This is a genomic window from Bradyrhizobium sp. USDA 4451 (assembly GCF_054822585.1).
In genome coordinates, this window is sequence record NZ_JBTRCH010000001.1 from 1,443,066 (window position 1) to 1,456,879 (window position 13,814).

Here is a 13,814-nt window from a genome sequence, read left to right on the forward strand (position 1 = left end):
ATGGCTTTGAACATCTCGGCATGGTCGATCCGGAACCCGCTTCCCTCGATCGTCTTCTCGATCATCCTGCTCGTGCTGGGCTGGGTCTCCTTCACCAAGCTCGCGGTGACGCGGCTGCCGAGCGCCGACATTCCGGTGATCTCGGTCGCGGTCTCGCAGTTCGGCGCAGCACCCTCGGAACTTGAATCGCAGGTCACCAAGACCATCGAGGACGGCGTCTCCGGCGTCGAAGGCGTGCGCCATATCTCCTCCTCGATCACCGACGGCCTGTCGGTGACCACGATCCAGTTCGCGCTGGAGACCAACACCGACCGCGCACTCAACGACGTCAAGGACGCGGTGACGCGGGTGCGCGCCAACCTGCCGCAGAACGTCACCGAGCCGCTGATCCAGCGCGTCGACGTGATCGGCCTGCCGATCGTGACCTATGCCGCGATCTCGCCCGGCAAGACGCCGGAGCAGCTCTCCTATTTCGTCGACGACGTGGTCAAACGCGCGTTGCAGGGCGTGCGCGGCGTCGCCCAGGTCGAGCGCATCGGCGGTGTCGAGCGCGAGATCCTGGTCTCGCTCGATCCCGACAAGCTGCAGGCGGTGGGGCTGACCGCGGTCAATGTCAGCCAGATGCTGCGCGGCACCAATGTCGACGTCGCCGGCGGCCGCGCCGAGATCGGCAAGAACGACCAGGCGATCCGGACGCTCGCCGGCGCCAAGACGCTGAACGAACTCGCCGGCACCATGATTCCGCTGTTCGGCGGCGGCGAAATCCGGCTCGACGATCTCGGCACCGTCACCGATACCATCGCCGACCGCCGCACCTTCGCCCGCTTCAACGGCGAACCTGTGGTGGCTCTCGGCATCAAGCGCTCCAAGGGCGCCAGCGACGTGGTAGTCGCGGCCGCGGTGCAGAAGCGGATCGACGCCCTGAAAATTGCCTATCCCGACGTCGACCTCAAATTGATCGACACCTCGGTCGAGTTCACCAAGGGCAATTACGAGGCCGCGATCTCGACCTTGTTCGAGGGCGCGATCCTCGCCGTCATCATCGTGCTATTGTTCCTGCGCGACATCAGAGCCACGATCATTGCCGCGGTCTCGCTGCCGCTGTCGATCTTCCCAGCATTCTGGGCGATGGACCTGCTCGGCTTCTCGCTCAATTTGGTCTCGTTCCTCGCCATCACGCTGTCGACCGGCATCCTGGTCGACGACGCCATCGTCGAGATCGAGAACATCGTCCGCCACATGCGGATGGGCAAGACGCCTTATCGTGCCGCGCTCGAAGCCGCGGACGAGATCGGCCTCGCGGTGATCGCGATCTCGCTGACCATCATCGCGATCTTCGCCCCTGCAAGCTTCATGTCCGGCATCGCCGGGCAGTTCTTCAAGCAGTTCGGCATCACGGTGTCGGTGCAGGTGTTCTTCTCGCTGCTCGCCGCGCGCTTCGTGACGCCGATGCTGGCGGCCTATTTCCTCAAGCACCATGACCACGATGATCCGCCGCCCGGCCGCATCCTGCGCAGCTATCACAGCCTGGTCACCTGGTCGGTGAAACACCATTACATCACCGTGCTGCTCGGCTTCGCGGTGTTCGCCGCCTCGATCTGGAGCATCACGCTGCTGCCGCAGGGCTTCCTGCCGGCACAGGACACCGCGCGCTCGCTGCTCGCGATGGAGCTGCCGCCCGGCTCGCAGCTCGCCTACACTGAGAAGGTCACCGAGGAAATCGTGGCGCGGCTGCGCAAGCGGCCCGAGGTGAGGAGCGTGTTCGTCGACGGCGGCCGGGTGCCGCCCGGCATCCAGGAGGTGCGGCGCGCCGCGCTGATCATCAACTACACGCCGAAGGCCGACCGCAGGATCACCCAGCGCGAGCTGGAGCTGTCGATCGGCAAGGAGCTCGATAACGTCCCCGACATCAGGTTCTGGTTTCTCGACGAGAACGGCCTGCGCGCGATCTCGCTGGTCGTGACCGGCACCGACAGCAATATCGTGAACAACGTCGCCAGCGAGCTGGCGACGCAGATGAAGCGGATCCCGATCATCGCCAACGTGATCTCGGAGACCGCGCTCGACCGGCCCGAGCTGCGCATCCGTCCGCGCGCCGAGCTCGCCGCTCGGCTCGGCGTCTCGACCGAGAGCCTGTCGCAGACCATCCGGGTCGCCACCATCGGCGACGTCGGCCCCGCGCTGGCGAAATTCGACGCCGGCGAGCGCCAGGTCCCGATCCGCGTCCAACTCGAGGACAATGCGCGCAGCGATTTGCAGATGCTGGAGCAGCTGCGGGTGCCGCTCGGCCAGCGCGGCGAACGCGGCGGCGTGCCGCTGTCCGTCGTCGCCGACATCCAGCTCGACCAGGGCCCGACCAGCATCAACCGCTACGACCGCGAGCGGCAGGCCACCGTCGCCGCAGACCTCGTCGGCAATGCCGCGCTCGGCGACGCCACCAAGCTGATCTACGACCTGCCGGTCATGAAGAGCCTGCCGAAGGGCGTCAAGGTCAGCCCGTCCGGCGACGCCGAGAGCCTCGCCGAGCTGTCCGACGGCTTCGCCACCGCGATCACCGCCGGGTTGATGATGGTCTATGCCGTGCTGGTGCTGCTGTTCGGCACCTTCCTGCAGCCGATCACCATCTTGTTCTCGCTGCCGCTCTCGATCGGCGGCGCGATCGGCGCGCTGCTGTTGACCGGCAAGCAGCTCACCACGCCGGTGTGGATCGGCATCCTGATGCTGATGGGCATCGTCACCAAGAACGCCATCATGCTGGTGGAGTTCGCGGTCGAGGCGATCCGCGACGGCAAGGCGCGCGAGGACGCCATGATCGACGCCGGCATGAAGCGCGCCCGCCCGATCGTGATGACCACGATCGCGATGGCCGCCGGCATGATGCCGTCAGCGCTGGCGTTCGGCGCCGGTGGCGAATTCCGCTCGCCGATGGCGCTCGCGGTGATCGGGGGCCTGATCTTCTCGACCGTGCTGTCGCTGGTGTTCGTGCCGGCGATGTTCATGGTGATGGACGACATCGGCGGCCTGATCTGGCGCCTCGGCAAGCGGCTGGTGGTCTCGCATGCCGACCACGAGCTCACGCCGAGCGAGCCGAAGGGCGACGACACCAAGCGGCAGGGCGGCCCGCCAAGCATGATCTCGCCCGCCGCGGAATGAACTTGAGTTCGGTGCGGCTAATACAGCCTCGTCCGATAAGCCTCTTCCATCGCCTTCTCGGCGACCTCGACCTCAACGGCGGCGGTCTGCTCGGCGATGATCCGGCCGAGCGTCGGGAAACTGTTGCGCTCGACCTGGGCAGCGGGATTCCAGAGCTTCGAGCGCATCAGCGCCTTGCCGCAATGGAAATAGGTCTCGTCGACATGCACCTTGAGACCGATGATCGGCGTGACGTTCTGCACGGTCAGCGGCGTCAGGAGATCCGGCTCCTGCGAAATCTCGGCCCGCCCGTTGATGCGCAGCGTCTCGTTGATGCCGGGCACCATGAAGATCAACCCGACCCCGGGCGAGGCGATGATATTGCCGAACGTGTCGACCCGGTTGTTGCCGCGCCGATCCGGGATCAGCAGCGTCTTGTCGTCGAGCACCGAGACGAAGCCCGGCGCATCGCCGCGCGGACTGGCGTCGGCATGGCCGTTGCCGTCGCTGGACGCAATGATAAGGAACGGCGACAGCGCGATGAAGTCGCGGCAGAATTTGTCGAGATGATGGAGGACCTTCTTCTCGGCGAGCGGGCTGACCTGCCCGAAATGCCCACGAAGATCCTGCTGCGACTTGACCGGCGGCTTGCCGCCCGCGTTCTGGCTGCTCATTGCGAACTCCCGTTTATGGCCCGTCTATACCACGTCAGCGCGGGAATTGATGCCGGCCGGCAGGGAGCGCGCATTGGCCGCGGCCGCGAGGCTCAGCGGTGCCCGGAATGCAAAACCCCTGCGGTCAACGGGAAAGACCGCAGGGGTTTGCAGGTGGATGGCGTGAGGCCAGCAAGGCTGGGTGTCACCCCAAGGACCGGCGCCGCAATGAAAGCGATAGCGGCCTTGTCATGCAAGCACGTCTTTTAGGCAGGAGTGCGTCAACATTCGCAGGCAAAGCGCGCGAGAGACTCGAATTCACGCGCACGTTGCATGCGTTCCGCCGGGCTTCTCGTTCGTCGCGCTCCTTGCGCGAACCGATTATTCGCTTCGTTCGAAAACCGTTTCTAATCGTTGCGTGCGACCGCCGTCAGCTTGGTCATGTTGTGCAGCATGATCCGGCCGCGCTGCAGGTCGACGATGCCGTCCTTGCGCCAGGTCTGCAGTTGCCGGTTGACGCTCTCGCGCGCCGCGCCGACGAAGATGCCGAGCTGCTCCTGCGAGATGTGCACCTCGGAACCGAAGTCCTCGGCCAGCGCACACAGCCGGCGTGCGAGGCGCACCGGCAACGGCTGCAGCACGGATTCCTCCATCCGCTCGCTCTGCCAGCGGATGCGCTGGCACAGCAATTCGATCAGCCGGACCGCGACCTTCGGCTCGCGCTCGAGGAAGCCCAGGAAATCCTCCCGCCGCAGCACGAACAATTCGGTCGGCTCGCCCGCGGTCGCGTCCGCCGTGCGATCCTGGCCGTCGAGCACGGCGACTTCGCCGAACAGGTCGCCGGATCCCATGAAGTTGAGTGTGAGCCGGCTGCCGTCGGAGGCACCGGTTTCGATCCGCATCTGGCCGCGGCGGACCCCAAACAGGGCATCGCCGGGATCTCCTTTCTGGAACAGCACCTCGCCGGTGGTGAGCTGCTGGGTGTGGCAAAGGCCCGAAAGCCGCTGCAACTCGTCCGCGCCGAGATCGGCGAACATCGGATTCATCTTCAGAATGACCGCAAATTCGGCCTGTTTGTTCATTGTACTGCCTTCCAAATCAATCCGAGCAGTCCCCGCTGCCCGGTTAGCAAAAATCACCCTCATAAGAGTGTGTTTGAGGTCACATAAGTTCATGCTGGTAACGGATTATTTTTCCCGGCATTGGAGCGAGACCCCGTTTGCGGGGTAATCTCGTGCGATCGGCCGCGTGTTGGCGCGGCGGAACCCTGTCTGCCCGGCCTGGAATATCGACATGAGAGCACTGAGACTTGCCGGGGCTGCCGTTGCGGCCGTGGTCGTGATCCTCGCGCTGGTGTCCGTGATCGGGATCCCGACCTCGTTCCTCACCTCTGCGATCGCCGAGCGGGTCGAGCGGGAGACCGGCTACCAGCTCACCATCAATGGCGGCGCCAAGGTCTCCCTCTGGCCGACCGTCAATCTGACGCTGAACGACGTCGTGTTGCAGGACCCGCGGGACCGCGAGGCCAGCAACCGGTTCGCGGCCGCCAGCGTCAACGCCGAGATGACACTGTCGAGCCTGTGGTCGGGCCGGGCCGAGATCACCGACCTCGCGATCGAGAAGCCGGTGGTCAACCTGCCGCTGCAGCGCGAGCGCACCCGCGACCATCATCCGCCGGCGAAGTCGTCCACCTCCGACAGCGGCGGCATCACGATCCGGCACGTCGGCGTCACCGGCGGCACGGTCGTGTTCTCCAATGTGCGCGACCGCGTCGAGAGCCGGATCGAGGCGCTCAACGCCGACGCGACCATCGGCGACGATCGCAAGATCGTCGTCACCGCGAACGCCCGCGCGAGCGACAAGCCGCTGAAGTTGGAGCTCCGCGCGACCGCGCCGCAAGCTCCGCTGGAACGCCAGAGCGTGCCGACCGAATTCAACATCGAGGCACCGGGCCTGTTGCCGGCAGCGATCAAGGCCAACGCGGAAGCACGTCTGAACGGCACGGTCGTGATGTTCAACGGCGTCTCCGGCACGCTCGGCGATGGCGGCTTCACCGGCTGGGCCTCGGTCGATTTCGCCAGCAACAAGCCGCTGGTGAAGCTCGATCTCGACTTCCAGCGCATCTCGATTCCGGTGCCGCCGGGCCAGCCCGACGCGGCGCAGCCGTTGGGCACCAACAGCTGGAGCAACGCGCCGATCGATCTCAACGGCCTCAATTACGTCGACGCGCAGGCGCGCATCTCGACGCCGGAGCTCGTGATCGGCGACGGCCGCTTTACGCAGGCGGCGATCGATGCGTCGGTCGACAGCGGCGTGCTGAAGGGCAGGCTCAGCAATCTCGGCGCCTATGAGGGCACCGCCGATGGCGACGTCACGATCGACGCGCGGACCGCGAACCCAACCTACGCGCTGCGGCTCGATCTCGCCGGCGTGCGCGCGCTGCCGGTGCTCAAGAGCCTCGCCGAGTTCGACAAGCTCGACGGCAAGATGCAGGCCAAGCTCGCATTGACCTCGCAGGGCACGAGCGAGCGCGCCATCGTCGGCAATCTCGGCGGCACCGCCTTCGTCGTGTTCCAGGACGGCAAGATCCTCGGCCTCAACGTCGCGCAGATGATCCGCAACCTCACCACCAGCCCGCTGTCGGGCTGGCAGCAGGGTGAGGAATTGTCGACCGATCTCAGCCAGCTCTCGGCCTCGTTCAAGGTCGACAAGGGCCAGGCCGTAACCACCGATCTCAATCTGATCGGCCCGCTGGTGAAGATGACCGGGGTCGGCACCATCGACCTCAACACCCGCCAGATCGGATTCCGCGTCGAGCCGCAACTCGTGATGACCACCGAGGGCCAGGGCCGCGCCGGCAATCCGGTCGGCCTCGGCATCCCGGTGATGCTCGAGGGCCCCTGGGTGAGCCCGCGGATCTATCCGGAGATGCAGGGCATCCTGGACAATCCCCAGGCCGCCTATGCCAAGCTCAAGGAGATGGGCAAGGGCCTGTTCGGCGCCAACGGCCAGGGTCTGAGCCAACAGGGCCTGAGCCAGGGGCTCAACGGGCTGACCAACCTGCTCAACGGCGCGCAGGGCGGCGGTGGCGCCGGCACCGGCCAGGCTCCAGGCGCCGGCCAGGGCAACCCGCTCGGCGGGCAACTCGGCGACACCATCGGGAACCTGCTGCAGCAGGGCCTCTCCACCCTCAACCAGGGCGACGCCTCGCGCCCGAGCCGCAGCCTGGCCAGGCCCGAGGCGGACGCGCCGCCGGCCGCCGATCAGCCCGCGCCGCCGTCCCCGCCGCCCGGCGACACCGCCGAGCAGCACGACAATCCGGCGATGAAGGACGTGCTGCGTCAGCTGTTCAATCGCTGATAGTCCCGGATATCCCCCGCCATCATCCGGGGCTAACCATGCGGCCCAAGGCCCCGCTCCGGCATTCCGATCCGTGCTAAACAGCGCCGACGACAGTGGCGCACCCGACGGATCGGAGGGGACGGACGAGGCGGGATGAACGGGGCTGCGGACAACGGCAAGAACTGGTTCCTGCGCGGCGGCCTGTTCGCCAAATACGTCCTCGCGCTGGTCGGCCTCGTCGTGTTCGTGCTCGCGGTCAACGGCGCGCTCGAGACCTGGATCAGCTATCGCGGCATCAAGAGCACGCTGACCGATGCGATGAGCGAGAAGGCGGATGCCACCGCCAAGCGCATCGAGCAGGCGATCTCCGATCTCGAGCGCCAGATCTCCTGGGTGACCCGTGCCTCCTCCAACACCATCGAGCTGCGCCGCGCCGACTATGCCCAGTTGCTCGGCCAGGTCCCGGCGGTGAGCCAGCTCACCTTGATCAACAGCCAGGGCCAGGAGCTGCTGCGGCTGTCGCGCCAGACCGTCACGGTGAACTCCAACACCGACCTCTCCCGCGACCTCCGCTTCATCGAGACGGTCAGCCGCGGCACCGCCTACGCGCCGGCGTATTTTCGCGACGGGCGGCCCTTCATGTCGATCGGCGAGCAGCATTCCGGCTTCAATGCCGGCGTCACCGTGGCCGAGATCGACCTGCGCTTCCTCAATGACTATTTCGGCGACTCCCAGGTCGGCCGCACAGCCCATGCCTATGTCGTCGACGCCAAAGGCCGCGTGCTGGCGAGCTCGTCGAAGGGCCCGGAGGTCGGCAGGGACCTCGCCGCATTGCCGCAGGTCGCCGCCGTGCTGTCGCGCAACGGGAGGCCGCTCGCCTCCGGCAGGGATGTCGACGGCAACGCGGTGCTGACGACTGCGACCGCGGCGCCCGACCTCGGCTGGCACGTGTTCTACGAGCAGCCGACCGCGCAGGCGCTGTCTCCGATCCGCGACCAGCTGGTGCGCATTGCGCTGTTGATCGCGCTCGGCCTCGTGGTCGCGATCATCGCCGGCACGATCCTGGCGCGGCGCATGCTGGTGCCGATCACGGCACTGCGCACCGGTGCGCGGCGGCTCGGCGCCGGCGATTTCGGCCATCGCATCGAGGTGAAGACCGCGGATGAGCTCGAGGAGCTCGCCGGGCAATTCAACAGCATGGCCGCGCAGCTTGCGGAGACCTATTCCGACCTCGAAGGCAAGGTGAAGGAGCGCACCCGCGACCTGGAGGAAGCCAACGCCACGGTGCGCGAGCAGGCCGACAAGCTGCGCGAGCAGACCGAGCAGCTCAAGGACTGGAACAGGTCGCTGGAGCAGCGGGTCGAGACCCAGCTCGGCGAGCTCGAGCGCGTCCGCAGGCTCGAGCGTTTCCTGGCGCCGCAGGTGGCGCAGCTGATCGCGTCATCCGACAATCCCGAGGGCCTGCTCGACAGCCACCGCCGCGAGGTCACGGTGGTGTTCTGCGATCTGCGCGGCTTCACCGCCTTCACCGAGGCGACCGAGCCCGAGGAGGCGATGAACGTGCTGCGCGAATATCACGCAGCGCTCGGCCAATTGATCTTCAAATACGAAGGCACGCTCGACAAATATGCCGGCGACGGCGTGATGATCCTGTTCAACGCGCCGATTCAGCTCGCCGACCACACCGCGCGCGCCGTGAAGATGGCGGTGGAGATGCGCGACACGGTCGGCCCCTTGACCGAGAAGTGGCGCAACCGCGGGCATAGCCTCGGCTTCGGCATCGGCATTGCGCTCGGCTACGCCACGCTCGGCCAGGTCGGCTTCGAGCAGCGGCTGGAATATGCCGCGATCGGCAGCGTCACCAACCTCGCCTCCCGCCTGTGCGGCGAGGCCAAGGCCGGCCAGATCGTGGTCAGCCGCCGCGTCTACGGCATGGTCGAGCCTTACGTCGAAGGCCGCGCCATCGACGACCTCGTGCTGAAGGGCTTCAATCACCCGATTTTGGCGGCGGAGATCTTGCGCTGGAAAGGCGAGCCGAGCGCGGAGGCCGCGGCGGAGTAAGCGAAGCTCTTTCCCAACGTCGTCCCGGGCACCCACATAAGTCCCGTCATCCTGAGGAGGCGCGAAGCGCCGTCTCGAAGGATGCACGGCCCCGATGCGGCCGCAGCCGGGCCGTCGACCCTTCGAGACGGCCGCTGCGCGGCCTCCTCAGGGTGACGGATTGGAAACCGTTGTCCTGATTCAACTATCAAACAGCCGAGGAAGGGAACACACCCGCGCAGCCTCGCGACGCCACCGCGCCCGAGTCATGCGATCAAACCACCCTCATCGAAAATCGGAGGGCGCAGGGAAGGCCGGGCGCCGATCGCACCCGCGGGTCCCGTGCAACAAAAAGCACGGGAGGTAGGACCACAGGTGTAACCGGAAACATCCGGCCTTCCCTGCGCAATGGTTTACGGCTTATACGTGTTCGCCCCGGTGAGACTTGGCTTTTTTGTCACCGTCCTTCGCGAGAACGCTTGCGCGTTCCGCTAGGAGACACCTACCACTTGGGCGTCAGGTCTGCACGACTTCGCCGTCCGCCGATCAGCGCGCGTCGTCGTTCGCGCCGCCAGCGTCCATCGCATCCCGCCGCACGTTCGTGACGATCGCGATACGCCCCTCTTGCCGGGCGGGATGGGGGAAGTTGTACAGGTGAGTTGGGGTGAAAGTCAAGAGAAATTCTGGCAATCGGAATTTTTCCACCGCGCGCGACACGATCTCACTCAACCCAAAGTCGACTTTGCCAGATAACATTACTCGCGATAAACGGGTGGATATTACCACGAACTAATATCTAGCGACCCGAGATAGATTGATCCGTCATGCAGTTTGTTCCGCACGGTCCCGACATTCCAGACGCACTCCTCCAGGCACATGAAGAAGGTCGTCTAGTCCTTTTCTGCGGCGCGGGCATATCCTACCCGGCAGGCCTCCCAGGTTTCAAAGGACTAGTGGATGACATCTATGCGCGCGTTGGTACAACTCGCTCCGACATCGAACAGCAGGCCTACGATCGTAGTCAATTTGATGCCACGCTAGATTTATTGGAACGGCGACTTCCAGGCCAACGGCTAGCTGTCCGCCAAGGACTCTTACAAGCCCTGAAACCCAATTGGCATCGCAAGGGTGCTACTGACACTCACGAAGCCCTGCTGGAACTTGCGCGCTCGCGCGAAGGCACGGTCCGCCTAGTGACCACTAATTTCGACCGCATTTTTGAACGAGTGGGAAAACGCCTCAGGACTTCTTACCAGACGTATGCGGCACCAATGTTGCCCATACCCAAGAATAGCCGCTGGAATGGGCTGGTTTATTTGCACGGACTACTACCGGACAAGGTTGACGAAAGTGCGCTGCATCGGCTGGTTCTTACCAGTGGAGATTTCGGCCTCGCTTATTTGACGGAGCGCTGGGCGGCGCGTTTCGTCAGCGAATTATTCCGAAACTACCTGGTCTGCTTCGTCGGTTACAGCATCAATGACCCTGTGCTGCGCTACATGATGGATGCGTTAGCCGCCGATCGGATGCAGGGAGAGTTTACTCTGCAATCATACGCCTTGGGCGACTGCAGACCGGGCGAAGAGCACATTAAGACAATCGAATGGGAAGCAAAGGGTGTAACGCCGATACTGTACGAGGTGCAAAATAGTAGTGACGGTCATTCTGCGCTGCACCAGACGTTGAAGATCTGGGCGAAAACCTATCGTGACGGAACTCTAGGTAAAGAGCGAATTGTCATTGATTACGCGCTTGCTCGCCCTTCCGCTAGCACCAGGCAAGATGACTTTGTGGGGCGGATGCTTTGGGCGATTTCCCACAAGTCTGGAATACCCGCCAAGCGCTTTGCGGAGTTTAGCCCCGTACCAGCTCTCGAATGGCTCGAAGCCTTTTCGGAAATGCGTTTTGTTCAGAGCGATCTAGGTCGCTTCGGCGTTTCCACTAACCGAGAGATAGATAGCAAGCTGCGATTTAGTCTAGTTCGCCGTCCTGCACATTATTTGCACGCGCCGTGGATGGAATTGGTGTCGGTTGGCGCCATCGACTGCCAATGGGATGATGTGATGCTCCATCTAGCCCGCTGGCTAATGCGACATCTAAACGATCCTGCATTGATCGCTTGGCTGGCAGGCTTGGGAGGACAGCTTCACGATCGCTGGAAACGGTTGATCGAAGGAGAGTTAGACCGCTTTGCTCGACTAGAACGTGATGGAAATCTGGCGGAGCTCGACGATATCCGCTCCAACGCACCTAACGCCATTCCAAAACCATTTGATGCAGGTTCTATGGCGCTTACTGCTTGCCGGTCGAGTGAAATCACCAGCGCGTGAGCTAAGCCTTTACGGTTGGGGCAATCGTTTAAAGCGCGATGGGCCGACGGCCACACTTCGGCTCGAACTGCGCGAACTGCTATCACCCAAGATTCTGTTGAGGAAGCGGACTCACACGGACGAGCAAGACGAAAGTACGGAAGAGCCGCTCCACATCAGAGAGTTGGTGGACTGGGAGCTAGTACTGGCTGCCGACGATGTTCGTTATTTCCTTCGCGAACTGCCTACCGAGCCTTGGCGATCGGCCCTACCAGCGTTCCTAGACGATTTTCAACAATTGCTGCGCGATGCGTTGGATTTGCTGCGCGAAGTTGGCGAGGCAGACGACGAGAGCGACCGGTCGCACTGGGATCTGCCTTCGATTAGCCCGCATTGGCAGAATCGAGAATTTCGCGATTGGGTTGGCTTGGTTGAATTACTGCGCGATTCCTGGCTGGCCACGCATGAGCGTGACGTCAAACGTGCGAGACGAATTGCGATTGGATGGTTCGAAGTACCGTACCCAACGTTCAAGCGGTTGGCCCTATTTGCGGCAAGTCAGGATGAAGTCATAGGTTCGGCACGCTGGGTAGGATGGCTTGTGTCGCGTGAGGCGTGGTGGCTTTGGGCTACGGACACAAGACGAGAAACGATGCGTCTCCTAGTTCAGCAAGGAAAGAAGCTCTCGGCATCGGCTCGTGACACTTTGGAAAGAGCAATTCTGGCTGGCCCACCGCGAAGGATGTATCGCGAGAATCTCGAAGCCAAACGCTGGGGCGAGCTCGTGGACCACTCCGTTTGGCTGCTCCTTGCAAAATTGCGCCAAGGTGGCGGACGACTCGGGGAGCGAGCTTCCGAACGCTTCTCCAGCTTGTCACTTCAGCACCCCCAATGGAAGCTGGCCAGTGACGAACAAGACGAATTTTCGTTCTGGATGAGCGGGAGCGGCGACCCAGATTATGAGGCTAGCCATCAGACCAACATAGCTCCTCGCAAAAGAGGAGAATTGGTAAGATGGCTCAAACAAGCTCAGCCGTCGTCATTCTTTTATGAAGACACGTGGCGTGAGATTTGTCGTACTCGTTTTTTTCACAGCTATTTCGCCCTATGTGACCTTGCCCAAGAAAACCTATGGCTGACCGAGCGGTGGAGGACAGCCCTGCAAGCTTGGAGCGAAGAGGGCCTTATTTCACGATCGTGGCGATATGCGGCTCCTCTCGTGTTGAATATGCCCGATCGGGTCGTGCAGGAAAATGTGCATAGCGTAACTTGGTGGACGAATGCAGCATCAAAATCGATTGATCGCCACGAGGGGATCCTACTTGACCTCTGCAGGCGGCTCTTAAGCTTAATTCTAGAATCCGGCTCCGGCACGCGTCACCGCGATGAGACGGTCGATGATTTCTTAGCCGAGGCCATAAATCACCCGATTGGTCACGTTGTCCAAACATTGCTGAACTTCTGGTTCAAGCGCGGGCCAAATGACAACGACTTGCTGCCAGAGGAGATCAAAGCTCTCTTTACGAAAATTTGCGACCCTGGAATCGATATTTTCCGTCACGGCCGAGTGTTGCTCGCATCACGATTGATCGCTTTGTTTCGAGTTGACCGCAGCTGGACAGAACAACACCTCTTGCCACTATTCGATTGGTCACGCAGCTCGGTTGAAGCTAAGGCCGCTTGGGAAGGTTTCCTTTGGTCCCCTAGGCTGCATCGTCCGCTTCTAGCCGAATTCAAGTCACAGTTCCTCTCCACTGCATTCCACTACCAAGACCTTGGTGAACACCGCGGCCAGTTTGCAGCATTTCTAACCTATGCCGCTTTGGATCCTGTTGAGGCCTATTCGCTCAAGGACTTCCAGACTGCCATTGATTCGCTGCCGCAGCAGGGTCTGCATGAGGTCGCACGAACGCTAGCACAAGCCCTCGAAGGCGCCGGTGAACAACGGGAGGAGTATTGGATAAACCGAATCCAACCATTCTGGCACAACGTCTGGCCAAAATCCCGTGACCGCGCTTCGGACAACATTGCACAATCGTTGGCCCGACTGAGCATTGCGGCTGGTGGTCAATTTCCTGAAGCGTTGGCCGCGATCGTGGACTGGCTGCGACCGATCGAACATCCAGGCTATATCCTGCGCAAACTGCACGGATCTCAGTTAACTATTCGGTTTCCGGAGCATGCCTTACGCCTTCTAGACGCAATCGTGCTGAATCAGCCATGGACGTCCGAAGACCTCCATCGATGTCTAATGGACATCTCGCAAGCAAGGCCCGACTTGCAGCAGCAGCAGCGATACCAACGTTTAGCTGAATTTGCGCAACAGCGCGGAAACTAA

The 13,814-nt window shown here is 62.8% G+C and carries 8 protein-coding genes; 5 read left to right on the forward strand and 3 right to left on the reverse strand.

Features of this window, described 5'->3' with window-relative positions; all coding sequences use genetic code 11:
- Window positions 1–3,153: an efflux RND transporter permease subunit gene (locus ACVMB0_RS06625; RefSeq protein ID WP_461345693.1), complete on the forward strand. Its 3,153-nt coding sequence runs from the start codon at window positions 1–3 to the stop codon at window positions 3,151–3,153.
- A gap of 17 nt (window positions 3,154–3,170) precedes the next feature.
- On the opposite strand, the gene ACVMB0_RS06630 is transcribed toward ACVMB0_RS06625, so the two are convergent.
- Both ACVMB0_RS06630 and ACVMB0_RS06635 read right to left on the reverse strand, forming a co-directional pair.
- A complete protein-coding gene (locus ACVMB0_RS06630; protein WP_456751596.1) occupies window positions 3,171–3,806 on the reverse strand; it encodes a pyridoxamine 5'-phosphate oxidase family protein in 636 nt (211 codons plus the stop codon).
- Window positions 3,807–4,192: 386 nt separating this feature from the next.
- Entirely contained in the window at window positions 4,193–4,867 is a 675-nt protein-coding gene (locus ACVMB0_RS06635) for a Crp/Fnr family transcriptional regulator (protein ID WP_456751595.1), read from the reverse strand.
- A gap of 211 nt (window positions 4,868–5,078) precedes the next feature.
- Between ACVMB0_RS06635 and ACVMB0_RS06640 the strand changes: the two genes are divergently transcribed.
- Window positions 5,079–7,145, forward strand: a complete 2,067-nt coding sequence (locus ACVMB0_RS06640) for an AsmA family protein (RefSeq protein WP_461345694.1) — start codon at window positions 5,079–5,081, stop codon at window positions 7,143–7,145.
- Between the two features lie 135 nt (window positions 7,146–7,280).
- Window positions 7,281–9,188, forward strand: coding sequence for an adenylate/guanylate cyclase domain-containing protein (locus ACVMB0_RS06645; RefSeq protein WP_461345695.1), 1,908 nt, complete (start codon window positions 7,281–7,283; stop codon window positions 9,186–9,188).
- 525 nt (window positions 9,189–9,713) lie between these two features.
- On the opposite strand, the gene ACVMB0_RS06650 is transcribed toward ACVMB0_RS06645, so the two are convergent.
- The gene (locus ACVMB0_RS06650) at window positions 9,714–9,896 is read right to left on the reverse strand and encodes a hypothetical protein (RefSeq protein ID WP_461345696.1); all 183 of its coding nucleotides are present in this window, start codon (window positions 9,894–9,896) and stop codon (window positions 9,714–9,716) included.
- 95 nt (window positions 9,897–9,991) lie between these two features.
- Here ACVMB0_RS06650 and ACVMB0_RS06655 point away from each other — a divergent pair, with 95 nt between their 5' ends.
- Window positions 9,992–11,497 carry an SIR2 family protein gene (locus ACVMB0_RS06655; RefSeq protein WP_461345697.1) on the forward strand — a complete coding sequence of 502 codons (1,506 nt, stop codon included), beginning with the start codon at window positions 9,992–9,994 and terminating at the stop codon, window positions 11,495–11,497.
- Entirely contained in the window at window positions 11,442–13,814 is a 2,373-nt protein-coding gene (locus tag ACVMB0_RS06660; RefSeq protein ID WP_461345698.1) for a hypothetical protein, read from the forward strand. The genes ACVMB0_RS06655 and ACVMB0_RS06660 overlap by 56 nt, the downstream gene beginning before the upstream one ends.